This window comes from Metasolibacillus meyeri (genome assembly GCF_003049505.1).
GTDB classification, from domain to species: domain Bacteria; phylum Bacillota; class Bacilli; order Bacillales_A; family Planococcaceae; genus Metasolibacillus; species Metasolibacillus meyeri.
In genome coordinates this window covers 1-23,677 of the sequence record NZ_PYWN01000091.1, presented here as the reverse complement: position 1 = coordinate 23,677, position 23,677 = coordinate 1, and the positions used below count along the sequence as shown (strand labels likewise).

The 23,677-nt window shown below is 39.3% G+C and carries 19 protein-coding genes; 3 read left to right on the top strand and 16 right to left on the bottom strand.

Annotated elements, in window-relative coordinates; all coding sequences use genetic code 11:
- Nucleotides 1–61: 61 nt before the first annotated feature.
- Both C9J34_RS21725 and C9J34_RS21720 read left to right on the top strand, forming a co-directional pair.
- The gene (locus C9J34_RS21725) at nt 62–832 is read left to right on the top strand and encodes an ABC transporter ATP-binding protein (protein WP_153062635.1); all 771 of its coding nucleotides are present in this window, start codon (nt 62–64) and stop codon (nt 830–832) included.
- 24 nt (nt 833–856) lie between these two features.
- Nucleotides 857–1,630, top strand: coding sequence for an ABC transporter permease (locus C9J34_RS21720; RefSeq protein ID WP_153062634.1), 774 nt, complete (start codon nt 857–859; stop codon nt 1,628–1,630).
- A gap of 97 nt (nt 1,631–1,727) precedes the next feature.
- Here C9J34_RS21720 and C9J34_RS13905 read toward each other — a convergent pair whose 3' ends face one another.
- The 15 genes from C9J34_RS13905 to gltB form a co-directional block, all read right to left on the bottom strand.
- Nucleotides 1,728–2,165 (bottom strand): VOC family protein, encoded by a 438-nt coding sequence (locus C9J34_RS13905; protein WP_107840782.1) that lies wholly within the window; start codon nt 2,163–2,165, stop codon nt 1,728–1,730.
- A gap of 185 nt (nt 2,166–2,350) precedes the next feature.
- On the bottom strand, nt 2,351–2,626 hold the full coding sequence (locus C9J34_RS13900; protein WP_107840781.1) for a hypothetical protein: 276 nt from the start codon (nt 2,624–2,626) through the stop codon (nt 2,351–2,353).
- 224 nt (nt 2,627–2,850) lie between these two features.
- Nucleotides 2,851–4,221, bottom strand: coding sequence for an NtaA/DmoA family FMN-dependent monooxygenase (locus C9J34_RS13895; protein ID WP_107840780.1), 1,371 nt, complete (start codon nt 4,219–4,221; stop codon nt 2,851–2,853).
- Between the two features lie 53 nt (nt 4,222–4,274).
- A complete protein-coding gene (locus C9J34_RS13890) occupies nt 4,275–5,468 on the bottom strand; it encodes an acyl-CoA dehydrogenase family protein (protein WP_193769012.1) in 1,194 nt (397 codons plus the stop codon).
- 25 nt (nt 5,469–5,493) lie between these two features.
- Complete coding sequence (locus C9J34_RS13885) at nt 5,494–6,720, bottom strand: acyl-CoA dehydrogenase family protein (RefSeq protein WP_107840778.1); 1,227 nt, start codon at nt 6,718–6,720, stop codon at nt 5,494–5,496.
- 36 nt (nt 6,721–6,756) lie between these two features.
- Nucleotides 6,757–7,881, bottom strand: a complete 1,125-nt coding sequence (gene ssuD / locus C9J34_RS13880) for an FMNH2-dependent alkanesulfonate monooxygenase (RefSeq protein WP_107840777.1) — start codon at nt 7,879–7,881, stop codon at nt 6,757–6,759.
- A 12-nt stretch (nt 7,882–7,893) separates the two neighbouring features.
- Complete coding sequence (locus tag C9J34_RS13875) at nt 7,894–9,075, bottom strand: acyl-CoA dehydrogenase family protein (protein WP_238600664.1); 1,182 nt, start codon at nt 9,073–9,075, stop codon at nt 7,894–7,896.
- 26 nt (nt 9,076–9,101) lie between these two features.
- Nucleotides 9,102–9,620, bottom strand: coding sequence for an NADPH-dependent FMN reductase (gene ssuE / locus C9J34_RS13870; RefSeq protein WP_107840775.1), 519 nt, complete (start codon nt 9,618–9,620; stop codon nt 9,102–9,104).
- A gap of 499 nt (nt 9,621–10,119) precedes the next feature.
- On the bottom strand, nt 10,120–11,517 hold the full coding sequence (sufB, locus tag C9J34_RS13865) for a Fe-S cluster assembly protein SufB (RefSeq protein WP_107840774.1): 1,398 nt from the start codon (nt 11,515–11,517) through the stop codon (nt 10,120–10,122).
- Nucleotides 11,518–11,541: 24 nt separating this feature from the next.
- Nucleotides 11,542–11,982, bottom strand: a complete 441-nt coding sequence (gene sufU / locus C9J34_RS13860) for a Fe-S cluster assembly sulfur transfer protein SufU (RefSeq protein ID WP_107840773.1) — start codon at nt 11,980–11,982, stop codon at nt 11,542–11,544.
- Nucleotides 11,972–13,201, bottom strand: coding sequence for a cysteine desulfurase (locus C9J34_RS13855; protein WP_107840772.1), 1,230 nt, complete (start codon nt 13,199–13,201; stop codon nt 11,972–11,974). Before C9J34_RS13855 ends, sufU begins: the two co-directional genes overlap by 11 nt.
- Nucleotides 13,201–14,508 (bottom strand): Fe-S cluster assembly protein SufD, encoded by a 1,308-nt coding sequence (gene sufD / locus C9J34_RS13850; RefSeq protein ID WP_107840770.1) that lies wholly within the window; start codon nt 14,506–14,508, stop codon nt 13,201–13,203. The genes C9J34_RS13855 and sufD overlap by 1 nt, the downstream gene beginning before the upstream one ends.
- 19 nt (nt 14,509–14,527) lie before the next feature.
- Entirely contained in the window at nt 14,528–15,307 is a 780-nt protein-coding gene (sufC, locus tag C9J34_RS13845) for a Fe-S cluster assembly ATPase SufC (RefSeq protein ID WP_107840768.1), read from the bottom strand.
- A gap of 516 nt (nt 15,308–15,823) precedes the next feature.
- Entirely contained in the window at nt 15,824–17,308 is a 1,485-nt protein-coding gene (locus C9J34_RS13840) for a glutamate synthase subunit beta (RefSeq protein ID WP_107840766.1), read from the bottom strand.
- A 14-nt stretch (nt 17,309–17,322) separates the two neighbouring features.
- On the bottom strand, nt 17,323–21,840 hold the full coding sequence (gene gltB, locus C9J34_RS13835; RefSeq protein WP_107840764.1) for a glutamate synthase large subunit: 4,518 nt from the start codon (nt 21,838–21,840) through the stop codon (nt 17,323–17,325).
- A gap of 118 nt (nt 21,841–21,958) precedes the next feature.
- Between gltB and gltC the strand changes: the two genes are divergently transcribed.
- The gene (gltC, locus tag C9J34_RS13830) at nt 21,959–22,861 is read left to right on the top strand and encodes a glutamate biosynthesis transcriptional regulator GltC (RefSeq protein ID WP_107840762.1); all 903 of its coding nucleotides are present in this window, start codon (nt 21,959–21,961) and stop codon (nt 22,859–22,861) included.
- A 329-nt stretch (nt 22,862–23,190) separates the two neighbouring features.
- Here the strand turns inward: gltC and C9J34_RS13825 are convergent, their stop codons facing one another.
- Nucleotides 23,191–23,601 (bottom strand): hypothetical protein, encoded by a 411-nt coding sequence (locus C9J34_RS13825; RefSeq protein WP_107840760.1) that lies wholly within the window; start codon nt 23,599–23,601, stop codon nt 23,191–23,193.
- Between the last annotated feature and the right edge of the window lie 76 nt (nt 23,602–23,677).

Genomic DNA, 23,677 nt, shown 5'->3' with positions numbered 1-23,677 from the left:
TCATCCTATAAAACATCGAGAGATAAAAACCTTAAATATAATATACAAGGAGAGGCTATACATGACAGAGGCTGCATTAAAAATTCAACAGCTCAATAAAATATTTCATACAAATAATCAACAAAACCATGTCTTAAAAAATATTGATTTTACTTTAAAAAACCAAGAATTCGTATCTATTATCGGGCCAAGTGGCTGCGGCAAGAGCACACTCTTGAAAATTGTCGCAGGACTTGATACCGATTATAAAGGATATGTGGCACTTAACGACCAAAAAGTAACAAAACCAAGTAAGGAAAAAGGCTTTATTTTTCAAGAGCATCGCCTTTTCCCATGGGCTACGGTGGAAGGCAATATTGCAGCAGACCTCTCCTTAAAGGACAAAGAAGTCCAACAGCGTGTGGCCGATATGATTAAGCTTGTCCGACTAACAGGCTTCGAAAAAGCATACCCGAAGCAAATTTCAGGTGGTATGTCACAGCGTGTTGCTATTGCCCGCGCTTTGCTACGCAAGCCCGATATTTTGCTATTAGATGAACCGTTTGGAGCACTTGATGCCTTTACACGTAATCATTTGCAGGAATCTTTACTCGATATTTGGCGTGAAAATAAAACGTCCATGCTACTTGTTACACATGATATTGATGAGGCCATTTTTTTATCCAATCGTGTCGTTGTAATGGATGCGAAGCCAGGGCGCATTAAACAAATTATTAGCATTGATTTACCCTTCCCAAGAAATCGCACAAGCGCCTCCTTTCAAGAGTTGCGAACATTGATTATTAATGCATTAAACCATGAAGATCAAGCTGTGGATGACTGGTCAATTTAACAGCGTAGAAAGGATTGTATTTTTATGTTTTCAAGTAAAGCTGTCATTCGTACTGCACAAGGTGCCATCATTCCTGCTATCGTCTTGATTTTATGGCAAACTGCCTCGTCCCTTGAATGGATTTCGGCACAGCTCTTTCCGCCACCACTTACAATTATTCAAAGCTTTTATGAAGTGATTGTATCAGGAGAGCTATGGCATCATTTAAAGTTTAGCGTCATGCGTGCGATGTCAGGTTTTATTATTGGTGGTGGGCTTGGCTTACTATTCGGTCTAGTTGTGGGGCTATACAAACGCTCTGAGCAGTTATTAGATCCAACAATTCAAATGTTGCGAACTGTCCCGCTACTAGCAATTACACCTTTATTTATTTTATGGTTTGGCTTTGGTGAGCTATCTAAAATATTATTAATTTCGATGGGGGCTTTTTTCCCAATGTATGTCAATGCTTTTTTAGGTGTACGCAATGTCGATGCGAAGCTATTTGATGTAGCGCGTATTTTAGAATTTAGCCGCTTTAAACAAATTTCAAAGGTTATTCTACCAGGAGCAATGCCTAACGTGTTATCAGGTGTACGCCTTTCATTAAGCGCTTCTTGGCTATGCTTAGTCGTTGCAGAATTAATGGGTGCTGATAAAGGCATCGGCTATTTAATTCAAGATGCACGTGCCTATATGCGAACAGATATTGTCTTTGTCGGCATCTGTGTATTCGCTATCGCTGGCAAGCTAACAGACTCCTTCGTGCGATTGCTTGAACGTAAGCTGTTAGCATGGCAAGATAGCTATCGTGGTTAGAACATAATGAAGGAGCTATCTAAAAATGCTGTTCAGATAGCTCCTTCTATTTCTTTTTTACTTAAAATTCAAAGCGAGCAGTTAACACTACTAATGGCTAGTTATCCTTCATTTCTTCCGTTAACAATTCCACACGCTCTTCAAAGCTCACTACTCGATGTAGCTCATGAAGCATCCATAGATAGCCGAATTCATCGCTAAACACAGCATTGGTTACACCGAAATCAGGTAGCTCTGTCACTGCTTGTACTTCCTTGCATCCTGCTTTCATTGCCTTTTCATACGTTTCTGCAATACTCGGCACTAAAATATTAAACCAAATCGGCTTTGGGTCCTCTGGCTTAGGCGCAATCATCTGATATTCAGGATTTTCATCTAGTAGATGGAACCTTACATCATATAGTTTAAAAACTGCTTCATTCTTACCAGCAGGGAAATTTGTTACTTCGACACGCTCAATATCAAAAATCTTCTCGTATAATGCTAATGCCTTTAAACTATCAGTTACAACCATATCGATTTCTACGCCAACCACGGTTAACACTCCTCTTTAAATTGATTAAAGTTTTATTGTTAGCGTACCACAATTAGCAACTTATTATTACATAAAATACACAGTTAGTTGAATGACATGCGTTTCTTACACACTAGCCGTTGAAAATTGAAGCTTTTATCTTTAGGATACTTCGTACTTAAATAGGCCATTATTAAATAACAAATCTAATTTAAAATATTTTCTGTGCTAAATTGATGTAAAGCAACAGATAAATTCCCTTGACCAAACTTATAATATTTAGCTGACCTATTTGGATGAACGTATTTTTCCAAAAAAGCAACAATCGCTTTTCTTCTCTCATAAATATTATGGTAGCCTGCCTCAAAAAGCTTTTCATCAATTGTATTATAAACGCCTCGATTCACAGCAAATGTAATTTCACACCATTTAACAAAACGTAAATCTGGTGCATGATAAAGCGCATCATCATCCCTCTTCATATTCAATCCTCCCAATAATAAAATAGACAAAAAGGTCCCTTATCAATAAATGTATAAGGAACCTCTAGTTGACTAGTAGGTTGAGTATAATTATTCGTCATAGGATAAAGTGAACCTCCAATCCGTGGGAATTTTCCTCATCCCCACGGATTAGTGATAAAGGATTCAAAATAAAGGAAATATATTTTTATGCAATTACCTCTAGCAATCCAATTAGACATCGCTTACTCTTTAGAGAAGGCTCCTCTATATTGCGTTGCTGGATGACGCTCATTTAATTTATCTGCGCCAAATAAAGCATGACGAAAAGTTTTTCCTTCCTCCAGTTGCTCTAATGGCTTCGCCAATCCGCGCTCTCTTAATATTGGCAATACTTGTGTAATAAACTGCTCATAGGAATCAGGAATGATTGCATTAATGACATTAATTCCATCTATTCCTGCATCATGCCACTTCTCTAGCTGATCTGCTATCGATTTCGGCGTTCCAACAATGCGATTGGCTTTACTGCGCAAATACAGCAAATCCCTAACCGTAGAGACATCTCCTGTAACACTTTGCTTTAGCCATTGTAAGGTGCTTTGAATTCCTTCCGTTTCGATGTCCTCAATTGGTGAATCTAAATCTAAATGTCCTAAATCAATGCCAATTCCACTACCCGCATGCGCTAAAATAGAATCAATATCAATTTTAGCGTCTAGCTCAGCTTCTTTCTTTCTTGCTTCTTCCTCAGTTGCACCAATAACAAAGGACAATCCTTGATAAAATTGAATATCATTAGCATGTCTGCCGTATTTTACAGCTAAATCTCTCGTTTCCTGTATTAACTTTTTGGCACTTTCAGGATTGGGTGAAACAATGAATATCGCTTCTGCATGTCGTGCACCAAAACTGCGCCCAGCAGTTGATGCACCAGCTTGAAATAATACAGGTGTTCGCTGTGGAGATGGCGCTACAAGATGTGGTCCCTCTACACGATAATAGTCACCAACATGATGAATTTTGTGTACCTTTGCTGGATTAGCGTAAACTCCCTTTTCTCTATCCTGTAAAAGTGCTTCATCTTCCCATGATCCTTCCCAAAGTTTATACAGTACATCAACATACTCATCTGCCCAGCGATAACGTTCATCATGGGCAACTAATGTTTCATAGCCGAAATTACGATAAGCGTTTTCCTGTGAATTTGTAACAATATTCCAAGCAATGCGACCGTTTGACACATGGTCTAACGTAGAAACACGTCTTGCAAAATTGAACGGTGGCTCTTGTAATGGCGCTGCCGTAAATGCAAGCCCAATACGCTTTGTATGCACAGCTAAAGCCGATAAAATCGTCATCGGATCATTGCTTGGAATTTGTAAGCCTGCCTTTATATGATGTTCCCAGCCATCTTTATAGTTACCATAAAGCCCTATAACATCTGCAAAGAAGATAGCATCAAAACCTCCTGCTTCTAATTTTTTTACTAAATCAATCCATATATCAATGTTTTGAAAATTGATTTGTTGCCCTTTTTCATCACGCCAGAGACCATGTATAATATGAGACGCTGTATTCATCACAAAAGCTGAGAATGAGAGTGGTTTTACCATATCCTTCCCTCCCCCTTAATTATTCTTAAACAAATAAATTTACTTGGTTTTAATCAAAAATAAACCTCTTTTATTGGTAATTGCTTGTTGTTAACCTCATAATCACCAATCGCTCTTGCTTTATATACTGCTGGATTATGAGAAACGAGCGTTCGAATATTACGCCAATGTCTGTCTAAAAAAGCTGATTTTCTTGTTGCAGAAGCCCCGCCAACATCAAATAGCTTTGTTGCAGCTCGTAATGCTAGCTCATCAATGATCACTTTCGATTGAGCTGTGACAAGTGACGCTTGATGGCTTAGTTCATATGGGATAGTGCCATTTTGTACCGCTTCGTTAGCTTGATTTAATGTATCTGCAGCAGCTAGCAGCATTGATTGAGCTGCAAAGGAGACGCTTGATAACTCTCCAATTATTTGCAATAATTGTGGATCTTGCTTTGGTAATTCTGCGGCTGCAAAGCTAAAAGTACGTTTTCGACTTTGTATTAAAGCTACGCTATCGTTAACGATATTCTTTAAAATACCGACAACAATCGCTTGTAAGTATAACTGTGGAAAAGCATTAAATGGCGTTTTCCCTTCTAATTTTTTTAATACTTCATTTTTACTTACGATAACATCATGAAATTTAGTTGTACCACTACCTGTTAACTGCTGACCAATGCCATCCCAATCATCTTCAATCGTTATGCCACTTCTATTTGTTGGAATAATAACCGCTACCGGATTCTCCTCAACATCCGATGCCGTAACAACAACTAAATCAGCATATAATGTTCCCGTGCTAAAATATTTAACGCCATTTAATCGATAGTCTTGCTCATCTGCAGTCAATTTTGTATTGAATACTAAGCCGCCTACTTGATGGGAGGAAATTTCAGTCATAGCGTTACCGATAATCATTCCAGCTGCAATTCGAGCTAATAAGCCGTTGTGCTGACCATCCATATTTTCTCGCAGTAATTGCCCTACATAGCCGTAATGTGCTCTTAAAATATGGGCAACATCTGAATCAGCCTCTGCTAATCGCACAATAAATTGAAATAGCTGACGAATATCATAGCCTTTTCCACCCTGTGCAATAGGCAATTGTAATGCACCTAATTTATATTGTCTGATAAGATTCATCGCATGATAAGGACGCGAATTAGAATTGTCACTTCGTCTTTGCTGCGCATCCTCAGCAATCTCATGTAACACCTTATCTATTACTTGTAAATGTGTCTGTTCTTTTACCTCAGCCATTTTATCTCTCCTATCTACCATTCATTTATTTACTTTGAACAGCATGTATTTCATTATATGGCTCTTTCTGAATACGATTTTTAACATGCTCAATTGCGGCTGTTGCAATATTTTGCAATACCATATCATCCAATGGAGGATTATAAGCTCCACATTGTACGTCACGAAAATATCGTTCGAGCGGCAGACCTTTAGATAATGCATGCCCTCCTGCTATACGCATCGCCAATTCCACAATTTTGATGGCGTTATTACAAACCGCATATTTTGTCACTGCTACTTCATGTGTTAATTTATCTTGAATATCTAGATTGCTATCCCACTTTTCTGCTAAGCCGTATAATAAACCTCTAGAAACAGTAATGAGCGCTTCAATTTCGCCAATTTTTTGTTGCACATGTGGGGCTTTTACGATGTAATCATTTAAACTTGGCGAAAATCGCTGCATCGCATAAGTTAAAATAAAGTCTCGCGCTGCTACTGCAATCCCTAAATAAATTGCTGGTAACTGTAAAGTATAGGCGCTGCTTTTGCCAGTAAAACGATTAAAGCGCCCCTTTTCGGAATAGGCTAATAATGCAGTTTCAGGAAGTGATGTATGATGAAAAACGATGTCCATACTTCCAGTTCCTCTCATTCCTAAGACATCCCACGTATCAATAATCTCTACCGTGTCATCTTTTTGCACTAAAAATTCTGCAATTTTGTCCTCTTCTTCAATGTAAGCAAGCACTGTAAACTGCTTGATAATAGGGGATAATGTAGCAAACGCTTTCCTACCGTTTAGCACATAGCCTGAGCTACTTTTTTGAGCAGTTGTAGCAAGCTTACCTCCACGTACAATATTGCCTGTAGCTCGTTCTGTCATATAGACATTTAATAAATAGCCCTCTTCTACTGTCGCTCTACAAATCTCAGCAAATACCTCTTCCTTCCATGGTCGAAAATGGCTTAGGCTAAAAAATGTCATTAAGTGCCATCCAACACTTAATGCGGTTGAACCTGATGCTTTCGCTAGCCTCTCTTGGACTAATAAAGTTTCGTATAAAGAGAGTCCTCTGCCACCATATTCTTTTGGAATCGTTAATTTTAAGTAGCCTTCTTTTTCTAATATTTGAAAATGTTCATAGGGAAATTTCCCAGAATCATCATATTTGGCAGCTGTCACTACAATTTGATCAGCAACGCGATTCGCATAATCCACTAACTGCTGATCTCTTTCATGGCGAATCGTCTGATTACTTTCATTCATTTTTATTCCCCTTTTACGTTCAATTACGCAGTTTCATTATTTCAATGTTACAGATTTGATATCTCCTCCAAATGGGCTGAAAAATACTTGATCATTTGTACTAGCCTTTTTCTTAATTGGCAGTTTAGGAAATAATAATTCTGCTACATGATATGCTTCTTCTAAATGGGGGTAACCTGAGAAGATAAATGTTTCAATACCTAAATCCGCATATTCTTGAATACGTGCAACAACTGTATCGGGATCTCCTACTAATGCTGTCCCAGCTCCTGTGCGAACAAGACCTACACCAGCCCAAAGATTAGGACTAATTTCTAGCTTTGAGCGATCACCTTTGTGCAATGCTGTCATTAAACGTTGCCCTTCTGAATCCATACGACTAAATACTTTTTGTGCTTGTTGAATTGTTTCATCGTCTACAAATTGAATTAAATCATTGGCAACCTTCCATGCCTCTGCCTCTGTTTTACGAACAATAATATGAAGGCGTATACCAAATTTAATCGTCCGGCCTTGCTCTTCTGCCAACTTACGCATCTTCGCGATTTTTTGTGCCACTTGTGCTGGCGGCTCTCCCCATGTCAAGTAAGCATCAATATGCTTTGCTGCTACCTGCATTGCAATATCGGAAGAACCTCCAAAATATAATGGTGGGTATGGCTTTTGTACGGTTTCATACGGCAACTCGCCACCTGTTAATTTCAAATAATGACCATCAAAATCAACGGTCTTTTCCGTAAATAGATTACGCCAAATTGTTAAAAATTCATCGGTTAATTTATAGCGCTCGTCATGATCTAGGAAAAACCCTTCTCCTGCTAGCTCTACTGGGTCACCACCTGCTACTACATTAATTAACAGTCTACCATCTGAAAAACGATCTAACGTAGAGGACAACCTCGCTGCAAAACTTGGTGCCATTATGCCTGGGCGGACAGCTACTAAAAATTTCAAATCTTTGGTAGCTGAAATGAGGCTAGATGCAACAATAAAGCCCTCTTCACACGTTTTTCCTGTAGGAATTAATACACCTGTATAGCCAAGCTGATCAACAGCCTGTGCAATTTGACGCGTGTACTCAAAAGTAGCTGGTCTTGCACCTTCATATGAATTCAAGTAGCGCACATCGCCGTTTGTTGGAATAAACCAAAATATTTCCATTATTGTTCCTCCTTATGAATAGGGTGAGATTTGAGGGTATTTTCGATTTAATGCAAAATCTCCAATATCCCTTAGCTTGTAAGCAATCGGATCATGTAAAGTATGTGTACGAACATTTCGCCAATAGCGATCAAAATTGTATTTGGCAGACGTAGCACGTGCGCCCATCACTTCAAACATGCCACTCGTTACTTCTAATGCTGTTTTCACAATTTGAACTTTTGCTGTTGCCACTGCGATACTACATTCACCACGTTGCTCCATCGTCAAATGTTGTCTGTTATCCCAAGTAGCTTGCAATTTTTCATTCGCTATTTGAGCTAAGGCGTTTGCTGCCTGCAATTTTACAAACCATTCACCATAATGGTGGATATAATATGGATCTTCTGTAGCAATCTGCACCCCCGATGTTAGCCATGATCTAGTAGAGCTTTGCGTATATTCTTTCGCTGCCTGAAACGCTCCTTCAGCTGTTCCAAGCAATACATGATTTAAGATAGATTGTGCAATATGTGTTCTTATTGAGGATTTTAAATCTATAGAGCTACTTTGCTGTTTTGTCGTTAGCACCTCTTCTTCAAAAACTGCCACACCTTCAAATTGCACATTCCCACTGTCCGTTTGTCTTTGCCCAAAGCTATCCCAATCATTCAATATAACTAAACCTGTTCTTTTAGTAGGAATTAAAGCAATAAGCAACCCTTCATTATCTACTTTCTGTGCAGACACTAATAATAAATCCGCATCGCTCGCTCCTGAACAAAAACTTTTTATGCCATTTATTTCCCATCCATCTTTCGTTTTTGTAGCATTAACATTTGTATCTAATGGATTAAAGGCATTTCCCCAAAACAGCTTATCGTCAGCCGTCTTTTGCGCATAATATTGAAATTGCTTTTCTGTACCATAAAGATCTACAGTTGCTAAGCATAAGAAGTGATAACCAAATAAATGTGCTAATGAACTATCAACTTGTGCAATTTTTTTTGTAATCGCTAACACATCTAACAAATCGTGTCCATATCCACCCAATTCTTTTGGTGTTAGTAACCCTAATAAATCACTTTGGCGGATCAGATCTCGCTGCTCTTTAGCTGTTCCACCTTTTTTATCTCGCTCACTAGCTGTTTCCGCAAAACTTGTCATTAAGTCACGTACAACAGCATCAATTACAGGGCTTGAAGTTACTGTCATCATGCCACCCCTTCTTTCAATACACTTTAATGAATCGCTACTTTTGTTAAAGCTAATTGTAGCTGATGATCAATTCTAGTAATGATTTCTTCTTCGATGACAAAGCCTGTTTCCACTTTTTGAATATACTGATCTAGAATATAAATTCCTTGCAAAATATGTGTTGCACCTAAAGCAGTAAGAACTGGCTTTAATGCATAATCAATGGCTAATAAATGATGTAATGTTCCACCAACAGCGATAGGAATCATCACTTTATTTTCCAGACCCTTTTGCGGCAACAAATCTAAGTAGGTTTTTAAAATACCTGAATAAGCTGCTTTATAAACAGGTGTTAATACAATCACGACTTCTGCTTCTTCTACTAATTTGTTAGCCTCTATAATATATTCGCTATTAAAATTAGCTGTTAGTAAATCTTGTGCTGGTAATTGATACACATCGATTACCTGAATATCTCGAAGCGCTTGCTCAATGTAATGCTTCACTGCGTTTACGCGTGATGAGCTTGAATTTGTTCCGTTAACAATGACTATATTGGCCATCTTTCATACCTCCAAAAATCAGATTTGGCTTACTTACAGTACATCATTTCACATACACACTTGTGCACATCAACTTAGTAAATAAGAATATGCATTCATCGAATAATATGTGCAACTTCTGAATGCTAAATATTTCTTCATTTGCTTAGAACGTCTTTTTATCAACACAAAAAACATTTATCCATACTATACCTCCACATTATGTATAAGCTTGCGCTCAACAGTTATATTACTTTATCACACAATAAATGTCAATAAAACATATAATTATTATAAGAATTATATAAATAGTTTGTTTTGATAGAATTCAGCTATTTAACAGATTACTTTAAATGAGTAAATTGAATAACCTATACTGAGCTTTCCATAGTCTTTCGTTTTCTCTCTCTATATTCCAAAAGGGTATATAAAGAGATATAAAAAATGAATTTTATGGACAAAAAAAGTTCCCAAGCATTAAAAATACTCGGGAACTTTTTGTATTAAGCTTTATTAGCGGTTATCCAATAGAACCTTCCATCTCGTAATTGATCAAACGGTTCATTTCTACTGCATATTCCATTGGTAGTTCTTTTGTGAATGGCTCGATGAAGCCCATTACGATCATTTCTGTTGCTTCAAGCTCAGAAATACCACGGCTCATTAAATAGAATAATTGCTCTTCTGATACTTTTGAAACTTTTGCTTCGTGCTCTAATGACACGTCGTCATTTAAAATTTCATTGTATGGAATTGTATCTGAAGTTGATTGATTATCCATAATTAATGTATCACACTCGATGTTTGCACGTGCGCCAGTCGCTTTTGGACCGAAGCGAACGATACCACGGTAAGATACTTTACCACCATGGTGTGCAATTGATTTTGAAACGATTGTTGAAGATGTGTTTGGTGCAAGGTGAATCATTTTCGCCCCTGCATCTTGGTGCTGACCTTTACCTGCTAAAGCAATTGATAAAGTCATACCGCGTGCACCTTCACCGCGTAAAATACATGCTGGATATTTCATCGTTAATTTTGAACCGATGTTGCCATCTACCCATTCCATCGTACCGTTTGCGTCAACAACTGTACGCTTCGTCACAAGGTTGTAGACGTTGTTTGCCCAGTTTTGAATTGTTGTGTAGCGACAATATGCGTCTTTACCAACGATAATTTCTACTACTGCTGAGTGTAGTGAGTTAGTTGTGTAAACAGGTGCTGTACAGCCTTCTACGTAGTGTACGTGTGCGCCTTCGTCTACGATAATTAACGTACGCTCGAATTGCCCCATGTTTTCAGAGTTAATACGGAAGTACGCTTGTAATGGTGTTTCTACCTTTACGCCTGGTGGTACGTAGATGAATGAACCACCTGACCATACCGCTGAGTTTAATGCAGAGAATTTATTGTCTGCATAAGGAATAACTGTGCCCCAGTATTTTTTGAAAATGTCTTCATTTTCTTTTAATGCTGAGTCCGTATCTTTAAAGACGATACCTAAGTCCTCTAAATCTTTTTTCATGTTGTGGTACACTACTTCAGATTCATACTGAGCAGATACACCCGCAAGATATTTTTGCTCTGCTTCTGGAATACCTAATTTATCAAATGTTGCTTTGATTTCTTCAGGCACTTCATCCCATGAGCGCTGTGTTGCTTCAGATGGCTTTACGTAGTACGTAATTTCATCGAAGTCTAACGCTGACAGATCGCCGCCCCATTGAGGCATTGGCATTTTATAAAATTGTTCAAGAGCTTTCAAGCGGTAGTCAAGCATCCACTGTGGCTCTTCTTTCATATTTGAGATTTCTCGCACGATTTCTTCTGTTAACCCACGTTTTGAACGGAAAATTGATACGTCCTTATCGTGGAAGCCATATTTGTAATCGCCGATATCAGGCATTTTTTTAGCCATTTTTTCTCCTCCGTTCATTGCATATTATTGTGCTTCGTTTTTTACACCCTTTTCCATTGCTTTCCAAGCTAATGTTGCACATTTAATGCGGGCTGGGAATTGTGATACGCCTTGTAGTGCTTCTACATCACCTAAGTCATATTTATCTAGGTCGTATTCTTCACCAAGCATCATTTTTGAAAAAATATCTGCAAGTTCAAGTGCTTCTTCAAGCTTTTTCCCCTTAACGATTTGTGTCATCATCGATGCCGAGGACATTGAAATCGAGCAGCCTTCGCCGTCAAATTTTGCATCCTCTACAATACCGTCAGCCAATTTTAATGTTAAATGAATACGGTCACCACAAGTTGGGTTGTTCATATCGATTGTGACGTTATTTTCTTCTAGAATCCCTTTGTTACGAGGATTTTTATAATGTTCCATAATAACAGAACGATATAGTTGATCTAAATTATTAAAAGACATCGTTGAAATACTCCTTCGCTGAGCGCAGTCCTGCAACTAAACGGTCGATATCTGCTTCATCATTATATAGATAGAAACTTGCACGTGCCGTTGCAGTTACTTGAAGCCATTTCATTAACGGTTGAGCACAGTGGTGACCAGCACGTACTGCGATTCCATTCATATCTAATACAGTTGCCACATCATGTGGATGGACATCATCTAAATTAAATGTCACAAGTCCACAGCGCTGCATTGGATCACGAGGACCAAAGATTTTCAAGCCTTCGATTTTTTCCATCTCATCCATTGCATAAGCAGCTAACTTATGTTCATGTGCTGCAATATTGTCTAAGCCAACTTCATTTAAGAAATCAATTGCTGCACCTAAACCGACTGCACCTGCAATGATTGGTGTGCCACCTTCAAATTTCCACGGTAGCTCTTTCCATGTCGAGTCATAAAGACCTACGAAATCAATCATTTCACCGCCAAATTCAATTGGCTCCATGTTGTCTAACAGCGCCTCTTTCCCATATAGTACACCAATACCTGTTGGCGCACACATTTTATGCCCAGAAAACGCTAAAAAGTCACAATCTAAATCTTGCACATCTACTTTCATATGCGGTGCTGCTTGTGCTGCATCAACAGCAATAATTGCTCCATTGTCATGTGCGATTTTTGCAATATCCTTAATCGGATTAATCGTGCCTAAAACATTTGAGACGTACATGATTGAAACAATCTTTGTTTTGCTTGTAATAGCTGCACGTACTGCATCCAATGAAATCGTACCGTCTTCTTGCAAATCAATGTATTTCAGAACAGCACCTTTTTCTTTCGCAAGTTGTTGCCATGGAATGATGTTGGAATGATGCTCCATATACGTAATGACAATTTCATCACCTTGTTGCAATGTTTGGCGACCATACCCCGCTGCCACTGTGTTTAAAGCAGTTGTTGTACCGCGCGTAAAAATAATTTCCTTTGTAGAACGAGCACTAATAAATTTACGTACCTTTTCGCGTGCACCTTCATAAGAATCTGTTGCACGATTTCCTAGTGTATGCACACCACGATGAACATTGGAATTATCAAATTCATAATACTTTTTTAATGCTTCAATCACTTGGATAGGCTTTTGCGACGTCGCTGCACTATCAAGGTAAACGAGCGGATGCCCATTTACTTCTTGATTTAGCACAGGGAAATAAGTTTTTATGTCTTTTATACTCATTATCGAACTTTCCTTTCGATAACCTCCGTCAGTTGCTTTTTAACGCCTTCGATTGGCAAGTTTGTCACAACTGGTGCAAGGAATCCGTGAATGACAAGACGCTCTGCCTCTGTTTTTGAAATACCACGACTCATTAAGTAGTAAAGCTGAATCGGGTCAACACGGCCTACAGATGCTGCGTGTCCTGCTGTTACATCGTCTTCATCAATTAAAAGAATTGGGTTGGCATCGCCACGTGCTTTTTCAGAAAGCATAAGAACGCGTGATTCTTGCTCTGCATTTGCCTTCGTTGCACCATGCTCAATTTTACCGATACCATTGAAAATAGATTGTGCAGCGTCTTTCATTACACCATGCTTTAAAATTTGTCCATCAGAGTTTTTACCCCAATGACGTACTTCTGTTGTGAAGTTTTGCTTTTGTGTACCGCGACCGACAACAACTGTTTTCGTATCTGCAACAGAACCATCACCTATTAAGTGTGAAATATTTTCAGAAATTGTATCTGAATCATTCATTAAACCAAGTGCCCATTCGATTTTACCATCACGTGCAATATTGGCACGACGGTTTACATACGTTGTAAAGCCTTTTGCCAAGACATCTACAGCACCATATACAACTTGCGCATTGTCTTTAACAACAACTTCCGCAATAATATTCGCTTGTCCTTTTGATTCTTCAATTGTTGATACATATGTTTCAACATATGTTACGCTTGAAGATTCTTCCGCAACCACTAATACATGGTTGAATAATGATGCTTCTGCATCATCGTTCACAAAGACAACTTGTAATGGCTCTTCTACAATGACATTACGTGGCACGTAAACGAATACGCCACCGTTCACAAGTGCCGCATGGTAAGCAGCTAATTTATGTTCATCGACTTTAACAGCCGTTGTCATAAAGTATTTTTGTACTAACTCACTATGCTCACGCACCGCAGTTAAAATATCTGTAAAAATAACACCTTTTGCTTTTAACTCTTCTGAAACTTTGCTAAATGCTGGTGTGTTATTGCGTTGAATGTAAAGGTTTTGCTGACCTTCTACATCGATTAAAGCTGCTACCTCTGCTGGTAGGCTGTCTAATGATGCATATGGTGCACTCTCTACTGTATGCTTAGGAAATTCCGTGAAATTCCATTTTTTAATGTTCGTTTTATCAGGCGTTGGTAATGCTAGCTCTGCCGCTTGTGCAAGTGCCGCCTCGCGGAAATCAGCAAACCATGCTGGCTCATTGTTGCTTTGTGAGAACGAGCGTACTTCTTGTGCTGATAACGCCAATTTTGTGTCCACCGTCATCTTATTCGTCCTCCTCTACTTATGCTTCTGCTTCTACAGTTTCTTCTTCGATACCTAGCTCTTGTTTAATCCAGTCGTAACCATCTGCCTCTAAACGTTGTGCAAGCTCTGCACCGCCAGATTTTACTACTTTACCTTGCATCATTACGTGTACATGGTCTGGTGTAATGTAGTTTAATAAGCGTTGGTAGTGCGTAATCATTAAGCAACCGAAGCCTTCGCCACGCATTTCGTTAATGCCTTTTGATACAACTTTTAATGCATCGATATCAAGACCTGAGTCGATTTCATCAAGAATTGCGAATGTTGGCTTGATCATCATTAATTGTAAAATTTCGTTACGCTTTTTCTCACCACCAGAGAAGCCTTCGTTTAAGTAACGTTGACCCATTTCCTCTGGCATTTCTAAGAAGTCCATCGTTTTATCTAATTCACGGATAAATTTCATTAAAGAAATCTCATCGCCTTCTTCGCGGCGTGCGTTAATTGCTGAGCGTAGGAAGTCTGCATTCGTTACACCAGCGATTTCAGATGGGTATTGCATTGCAAGGAATAAACCAGCTTGTGCACGCTCGTCTACTTCCATTTCTAATACGTTTTCACCATCTAGTAACACTTCACCTTGTGTTACTTCATATTTAGGATGCCCCATAATTGCAGATGCTAACGTTGATTTACCTGTACCGTTAGGACCCATAATTGCGTGCACTTCGTTTGTATTGATTGTTAGGTTTACACCTTTTAAAATCTCTTTTCCGTCGATTTCAACGTGAAGATCTTTAATTTCTAAAGTTGCCATTAAATTACCTCCATAATGTTCATTGCATGGATAATCCATTGCATAATTATTGTCATGTACAATCTTAACTGAAAAGGACTAACGTTGCAAATAGTTTAGAATAATTTTAAATAAATAATTGTAAAAAAAGAGAGTAGCCTGCATGCAATGGTTCATCATTTATGAATAATGCAGCAGCAGCAATTATCAATTAGCTTATTGTCAATAAGAATTATGGCTCAAGTATATTTAGGATGATGCTACACAAGCAATCGCAACCATCCAAATTTTATGATATATTTAAAATTTTAGTATTTAATTTATCCCATATTAACAATTTTTCGTATATCGAAAGCAAAGTGTCAGCAATATAGCGACAGATATTTTTTGCGCAAAAGCGAAGCACCAGTACAAGATTTTCCTGTTAAGCGTCAGTAACAACAACACATCTTGTCTGTCAGAACTCCCCACTGATTGAAAATTCACTTATTTGCACAAAACAAAAGAGCGCTCACAATTAGAACGCTCCTTCATTTATTACTGTAAAACAACCGGTTCTTTCATTAAATATGCATCCACACTGGCAGCGACATTGCGCCCCTCTTTAATCGCCCACACAATTAAACTTTGCCCTCTGCGTGCATCACCTGCCGCAAAGACGCCGGGTACATTTGTTGAGAAGTCTTTAATCGATGTTTGAATACGATTATTAGCGATGGTTACACCAAAGTGCTGTGGTACAGTGTGCTCTACACCTTCAAAGCCAATCGCCACAAAAACATGCTGAGCTGGCCATATTTTTTCAGTGCCTGATAGTTCTTTGAAATAATAGAAGCCATCGTCGCCTAGCATTTTTTCCATTTGAATTGTATGCAATGCTTTCACATAACCATTATCATACTTTTCAATTTTTGTTGTTTGAATGCAATATTCGCGAGGGTCATTTCCATGTGCTGCCTCTACCTCAGCATATGCATAATCCAACGTATAGACATTCGGATCTTTCGGCCAAGGTGTATCTTCTGTACGTCCTGTCGGTAGCTTTGGATGCTTACCAAATTGATACACTGATTTGCATTTTTGGCGAATAGCTGTCGCCACACAGTCAGCACCTGTATCACCACCACCTATAACGATGACGTCCTTGCCTTCTACATTCAGTGCCTGCCCATCCTCAAAGTTCGAATCAAGCAAGCTTTTTGTTACATCTGTTAAATAATCCATCGCTAAATGAATCCCCTTTGCATCGCTCCCGTCCATATGAAGCAAGCGCTGCTTTTGTGCACCTACACACAAAATAACTGCATCGTAGGCTTCCTTTAGCTCATCTGCCGTAATATCCTTGCCCACTTCTGTATTGACGATAAATTCGATGCCCTCTTGCTTTAATAAATTGACACGACGTTCAATCACTTCTTTTTCTAGCTTCATATTAGGAATGCCATACATCAATAGACCACCGATACGGTCAGCTCGCTCAAAGACAGTTACTGTATGTCCTGCTTGATTTAATTGGTCAGCCGCTGCTAAGCCTGCTGGACCTGAGCCAACGATTGCTACTTTCTTTCCAGTACGCTGCGTTGGTATACGTGGTATAACCCAGCCATTTTCAAAGCCTTTATCGATAATTGTACGCTCAATCGACTTAATCGCAACGGCTGGATCTGTAATTGCTAATGTACAAGATCCTTCACACGGTGCTGGACAAACGCGTCCTGTGAATTCTGGGAAATTATTTGTCATATGCAAGCGCTCCAACGCTTCCTTCCAATGTCCTCGAAACACTAAATCATTCCACTCAGGGATCACATTCTGGATTGGGCAACCTGCCGCTGTACCGCGAATTTCAATACCCATATGACAAAATGGTGTGCCGCAGTCCATACAACGTGCACCTTGTTTTTGTAATACTTCATCAGATAAGCGAGAAGCATACTCATTCCAATTTGTGATACGCTCTAGTGGCGCGATTTCCTTCGCTTTCTCTCTTTTGTATTCCATAAATCCTGTCGCTTTCCCCATTCTAGACCCCCCCTTTACTTGGAAATAGCTAGCTCTTTTATACTTGTCGCTTCGACAAATGCTTGCATTGCAGCTAAATCATTTGTTAATCCTTGTGCCTCATGCTTCGCAATTTTATTTAACATCGCTTGATAATCTGTTGGCACAACTTTGATAAAGTGCTGAACAGCCTGCTCCCAGTTTTCTAACACCTCATAAGCTTTTGAGCTATTTGTATAATCGTAATGTTGCGTAATCATTGCATGTAAGATATCAATTTCTCGCTTTTCTGCAAGCTTTGCAAATTCAATCATTTCCATATTGCACTGTGCTTTAAATGCCGCCTCATCTGTTGGTAGTACATAAGCAATCCCACCAGACATACCTGCCGCAAAGTTTTGTCCTACATCACCGAGTACAATAATACGACCGCCTGTCATATATTCACAGCCATGATCTCCAATGCCTTCAACAACGATATGTGCTCCTGAATTACGTACGGCAAAGCGATGTCCTGCTCGCCCATTAATAAAGGCCTGCCCGCTCGTTGCACCATATAAACAAACATTGCCTGCAATAACATTGCGCTCTTGCTGTCCTTTAATTGGGGCGATTGCTAGCACTTTACCACCTGATAAGCCTTTACCGAAGTAATCATTGACATCACCAACACAGCTTAACGTCATTCCACGCGGTGTAAATGCACCAAAACTTTGTCCTGCATGCCCTGTGAAATTTAAGCGAATGGTATGGTCTAATAATCCTCGCTCTCCATATTGGCGAGATATTTCACTACCGATAATCGTACCGACAACACGGTCTGTATTTTTAATTGGATAGTTTAGTGTAATTGGTGTTTTACTTACGATGCTTTGCTCTACTTTTTGTAAAAGTTCACGTACATCAAAGCTTTCTGCAATTTTATGATCTTGCTCCTGCTGTTTCGTACGTACTCCTTGCACTTGATGTAGCAATGCAGTTAAATCGAGCTGCCCTGCCTTCCAATGCCCTTTCGCACGTGCAGATACTTCAAGGACATCTGTACGTCCCACCATTTCCTCAACTGTACGGAAGCCTAACATTGCCATATACTCACGTAATTCCTCCGCAACGAAGCGGAAATAGTTCACCACATGCTCTGCATCACCCATAAATTTCGCACGCAACTCTGGATTTTGTGTTGCTACACCTACTGGACATGTATCCAAGTGGCAGACACGCATCATGACACAGCCTAAAACGACTAATGGTGCTGTCGCAAAGCCATATTCTTCGGCCCCAAAAAGAGCAGCCATTACTACATCTTTCCCTGTCATCAGCTTGCCATCCGTTTCCAACACAACACGGTCACGTAAACCATTTAACATCAGTGTTTGATGAGCCTCTGCCAAACCAAGCTCCCACGGTAAACCTGTATGTTTAATCGACGTTTTTGGTGAAGCACCTGTCCCACCATCGTAACCTGAAATGACAATAACATCTGCTGCGCCTTTTGCTACCCCTGCCGCAATCGTACCAACACCAGCCTTTGCAACAAGCTTGACAGAAATACGTGCATAGCGATTGGCATTTTTCAAATCATGGATCAGCTCTGCCATATCCTCAATTGAATAAATATCATGATGTGGTGGTGGGGAAATTAAGCCTACCCCTGGTGTTGAGCCGCGCACTTCCGCCACCCACGGATACACTTTATTGCCAGGTAATTGTCCACCTTCACCAGGCTTTGCCCCTTGTGCCATTTTAATTTGTAATTCATCTGCATTGACTAAATAATGCGATTTTACACCGAAACGTCCTGAGGCAATTTGCTTAATGGCACTGCGACGATTATCCCCATTTGCATCTTGCGTATAACGCGCAGGATCTTCGCCACCTTCACCCGAATTCGAGCGTGCGCCAAGACGATTCATCGCAATTGCTAGCGTTTCATGCGCCTCTTTTGATAATGAGCCAAATGACATTGCTCCAGATTTAAAGCGTTTAACAATCGATTCAACCGACTCTACTTCATCTAAAGGTAAACGCTTTTCTGCCTTTTTAAAGTCGAATAAATTGCGTAAAAAACCGATGCGCTCTTCATTGGCCATTTCGGCATACATACGGTATAAGCCGTAATCATTTTTGCGTGTTGCCCATTGCAATGTATGGATTGTCTTTGGATTGAAGGCATGGTGCTCTCCATTGGCACGCCACTGGAAGTCACTGCCTGAATCGAGCTCCTGCTGTTTCGTTTGTAGTGCTGCTTGGTGGCGCTTTTTCGTTTCTTCACCAATCGTTTCTAAATCAATACCATCAATTTGCGAAGCTGTTCCCGTGAAATGCTCCTCAATAACCGCCTTGCTAATTCCTACTGCTTCAAATATTTGCGCCCCACGATAGGATTGCACTGTTGAAATACCCATTTTTGACATCACTTTCACCACACCATCAGCTATGCCTTTACGATATTTTTGAATCGCTACCTGATAATCGAGTGCAATATGCCCTTTCTGAATCGCTTGCTCAATCGTTGCATACGCTAAATATGGATGAATGGCATCGACGCCAAAGCCGATTAATGCAGCAAAGTGGTGCACCTCTCTTGCCTCACCACTATTGACAATAATGCTTACCTTTGTGCGTAAGCCAGCACGTACTAAATATTGATGTAAGCTACTTGCAGCTAATAAAATTGGTATTGTGGGCACGGTGATATCCTCATTTTGGTCTGTTAAAATAAGTAATGTTGTGCCTTGCGCAATCGCCTCTTTGGCTTGCTGTTGTATACGCTGCAATTCATTTGCTAAGCTTCCCGTAAATGTTAATTCGATCATTGTTTGCTGGAAGTCTAATTGTTTTTGACCAAGCAGCTCTTTGTATTCCCCATGCGTTAAAATAGGTGTATCAAGGAAAATTCTACGCGCATTAGCTGCTGTCGGATGCAATAAATCACCTTCAGCACCAAGCAATGTCATTGTCGATGTGACAACATGCTCACGGATGGAATCAATCGGTGGATTTGTTACTTGTGCAAATAGCTGTTTAAAGTAATTGAACAGCGATTGTGGACGCTCAGATAGCACAGCGAGTGGTGTATCATTCCCCATTGCGCCAAGTGGATCTTTCCCTTCCTTTGCTAAAGGAACCATATATTTTTGAATATCCTCAAATGTATAGCCATAAATTTGTTGCTGACGTGTTATATTTTGCACTTGCACATACGGTTCTTCCTTCGCTTCAAGCTTTAGCATATGCTCTTCTAGCCACTCAGCATATGGAGACGCTGTAGCCATTTCAGCCTTTAATTCATCGTCTGAAATGATTTTCCCTTGCTCTAAGTCAACAAGTAGCATACGACCAGGGCTAAGGCGGTCTTTATATAGCACATCTTCTTCTGCTACATCAATGACACCTGTTTCAGAGGAAAAAATAATATGGTCATCCTTTGTTACATATAAGCGCCCTGGACGTAAGCCATTACGGTCTAAAATAGCGCCAATTTGTTTGCCATCTGTAAAGCAAATTGCCGTTGGTCCGTCCCAAGGCTCCATCAAGCTTGCATGGTATTGATAAAATGCTTTACGCTCTTTTGCAATGCGTGGATTTTCTGTCCATGGTTCAGGAATTAACATCATTGCGGTATGTGCAGGTGTGCGTCCTGCTAGTACAAAAAATTCAAAGGCATTATCTAACATCGAGGAGTCAGAGCCTGTTGTATCAATAATTGGTAAGATTTTATGCAAATCATCGCCAAAAGCCTCTGACACAAATTGCTGCTCACGTGCCTGCATCCAGTTAATATTGCCGCGCAATGTGTTAATTTCTCCATTATGAATAATGTAGCGATTTGGATGCGCTCGCTCCCATGAAGGAAATGTATTTGTCGAATAGCGCGAATGGACAAGTGCTAATGCCGAGACAAAATGCTCATCCTGTAAATCTAAGTAAAACTCACGCACTTCCTCAGGCGCTAACAATCCTTTGAATACCATCGTTTGACTCGACATACTCGGACAATAAAAGGTATAACTCTGCGCTTTCGCCCAATGCTCGGTTTGTTTACGAATTAAGTATAACTTTCGCTCAAAGGCAAGATTATCAGCTGTGCTTGCTGCGATAAATACTTGGCGCACAAAAGGTGCTGTCGCCTTTGCTGCTTCACTTAAACATTCTTTATTAATCGGCACTGTACGCCATGCAATTAATTGCTGCCCCTCTTGCGCAATCAATTCATTTATCTTTTCTTCAATTGCTTGGCGCTGCTCTTCATTATTTGTAAAAAATAATTGTCCGACACCATACATCCCCTTGTCGGGTAGTTGTAGCTCTGGACATTTCGCTCTAAAAAAGGCATCTGGAATTTGCACCATTAATCCAGCTCCATCGCCTGTTTTGCCATCACTGCCACGCCCTGCGCGATGCTCTAAACGGCAGAGCATTTCCAAACCATTTTTTACAATATGATGAGAAGGTTGCCCTTTAATATTTGCATACATGCCAATACCACATGCATCATGTTCAAACTCCGGTGAATAAAGACCCTGTGCTGCTGGAACTTGATGAAAAGTCATAGATGATCCCCCCAAATTTATCAATAACGTATTTACATTTTATATTTTTCAGAATAATATAAACAATATATACTTTGGATATAATCTATCTAAAAATTAGATAAATGGGGTGGAAACGTTGGAGTTACGCCAATTACGTTATTTTGTTGAAGTAGCTGAACGCGAGCATATTTCAGCAGCAGCAGAGCATTTACATGTGGCACAATCAGCAATTAGTCGACAAATTGCCAATTTAGAAGAAGAATTAGGTACAGCGCTTTTTGAGCGTATCGGTCGCAATGTCAAGCTGACACCTGTTGGGAAAATCTTTTTGGAGCACAGCTTGACGGCCTTAAAAGCAATTGATTTTGCAACAAAGCAAGTAGAGGAGTATTTAGACCCGCAGAAAGGCGTTATTAAAGTTGGTTTCCCGACGAGCTTAGCAAGCTATGTTTTACCGACAGTAATTTCAGCCTTCAAACGCCAATATCCCGATGTTGCCTTTCAGCTACGACAGGGATCCTATAAGTATTTAATTGATGCGGTGAAAAATCGCGAGCTGAATTTAGCTTTGTTAGGACCAATCCCTCCAAAGGATGAATTAATTGATGTCCGTGTATTGTTTAGTGAGAATATGTATGCGCTTCTACCTATATCACATCCACTGGCCAAAAATGAAACGATTAATTTAATTGATTTACGTCATGAAGATTTTGTGCTTTTTCCAGATGGCTATGTTTTACAAAAGGTTGTTAGCGATGCCTGCCGTTCAGTAGGTTTTGTGCCAAATGTTACATCTGAGGGGGAGGATATGGATGCGTTGAAAGGACTTGTTGCGGCAGGTATCGGCATTACGTTATTACCTGAAAGCTCGCTCTATGACTCCACACCGCGCTTAACAGTAAAAGTGCCGATAGGGATGCCTGTTATTCGTCGAACAGTAGGTGTTATTTATCCAATAACGAGAGATTTAGCACCATCAGAGCAAATCTTTTTATCGTTTGTCAGTGACTTTTTCTCAAGGCTGACGCAGTTTCAATAATGTGTGAAAAATATTTTTATCTGTTTATTTACTATACTGTCTGTTAAAACATAAGCGTATTAGAAATAAAAAACGCCCAATTTTGGAATTTGTCTACAAAATTAGGTGTTTTTTAAATATGTTCATCAAAAAATACTACTATAGAACGAATATTGTCATCATCATTGTGCTACGTACCTTTAAATAATAACCTAATTTTCCAATTTAAAATTCGTCCCAACACATTCAACAAACATTACATACGTTTTTATAGCAAGCACACAACCATTAGTTTCATATGCTTCCCAAGTCTATAAACCAATATGTCTATCTAGTTGATTTTGAAGAATTTAGATAGCTATATCTTTTAATAATGCTGCTGGAACATCATTGCCAACAATACTTCTTATAAAATCTATATAAGGTGGACCTATTGAATTTCCGAGTATACTCGTCTTTTTAATTTTAAATTGTACATCATAATTATACATATCGGCAGAAATCATACGTTCAGCGAAGTGATAAGTATAGCGTTTAATATCCGCGTGTGTACTTTTAGAATTAGGTAACAAGTATATAAGATTTTCTATAGTCGTCAACTTGTGATTTTTAAACATAACTAAATACCCTACACCCTGATGTCCCGTTCCATCCCAATACTCATTAAAATTATCAGGCTCTACTAGCCCAACTATTAAAAAAAATTCAATTTCTGAATCAGCAAGTAATCTTGAAAAAGAATAGGATTTAAAATTATTCATCTGCATCACTCTCCTTAATTTTAAAATAATAAAATAAAATATTACAACTTTTATCATTTACCATATATATGGTAAA

Bases quoted from the DNA above. Each gene is read 5' to 3' on its own strand.
- C9J34_RS21725 (WP_153062635.1), top strand. From the start codon at position 62: ATGACAGAGGCTGCATTAAAAATTCAACAGCTCAATAAAATATTTCAT.
- C9J34_RS21720 (WP_153062634.1), top strand. From the start codon at position 857: ATGTTTTCAAGTAAAGCTGTCATTCGTACTGCACAAGGTGCCATCATT.
- C9J34_RS13900 (WP_107840781.1), bottom strand. From the start codon at position 2,626: ATGAAGAGGGATGATGATGCGCTTTATCATGCACCAGATTTACGTTTT.
- C9J34_RS13895 (WP_107840780.1), bottom strand. From the start codon at position 4,221: ATGGTAAAACCACTCTCATTCTCAGCTTTTGTGATGAATACAGCGTCT.
- C9J34_RS13890 (WP_193769012.1), bottom strand. From the start codon at position 5,468: ATGGCTGAGGTAAAAGAACAGACACATTTACAAGTAATAGATAAGGTG.
- C9J34_RS13885 (WP_107840778.1), bottom strand. From the start codon at position 6,720: ATGAATGAAAGTAATCAGACGATTCGCCATGAAAGAGATCAGCAGTTA.
- ssuD (WP_107840777.1), bottom strand. From the start codon at position 7,881: ATGGAAATATTTTGGTTTATTCCAACAAACGGCGATGTGCGCTACTTG.
- C9J34_RS13875 (WP_238600664.1), bottom strand. From the start codon at position 9,075: ATGACAGTAACTTCAAGCCCTGTAATTGATGCTGTTGTACGTGACTTA.
- ssuE (WP_107840775.1), bottom strand. From the start codon at position 9,620: ATGGCCAATATAGTCATTGTTAACGGAACAAATTCAAGCTCATCACGC.
- sufB (WP_107840774.1), bottom strand. From the start codon at position 11,517: ATGGCTAAAAAAATGCCTGATATCGGCGATTACAAATATGGCTTCCAC.
- sufU (WP_107840773.1), bottom strand. From the start codon at position 11,982: ATGTCTTTTAATAATTTAGATCAACTATATCGTTCTGTTATTATGGAA.
- C9J34_RS13855 (WP_107840772.1), bottom strand. From the start codon at position 13,201: ATGAGTATAAAAGACATAAAAACTTATTTCCCTGTGCTAAATCAAGAA.
- sufD (WP_107840770.1), bottom strand. From the start codon at position 14,508: ATGACGGTGGACACAAAATTGGCGTTATCAGCACAAGAAGTACGCTCG.
- sufC (WP_107840768.1), bottom strand. From the start codon at position 15,307: ATGGCAACTTTAGAAATTAAAGATCTTCACGTTGAAATCGACGGAAAA.
- C9J34_RS13840 (WP_107840766.1), bottom strand. From the start codon at position 17,308: ATGGGGAAAGCGACAGGATTTATGGAATACAAAAGAGAGAAAGCGAAG.
- gltB (WP_107840764.1), bottom strand. From the start codon at position 21,840: ATGACTTTTCATCAAGTTCCAGCAGCACAGGGTCTTTATTCACCGGAG.
- C9J34_RS13825 (WP_107840760.1), bottom strand. From the start codon at position 23,601: ATGAATAATTTTAAATCCTATTCTTTTTCAAGATTACTTGCTGATTCA.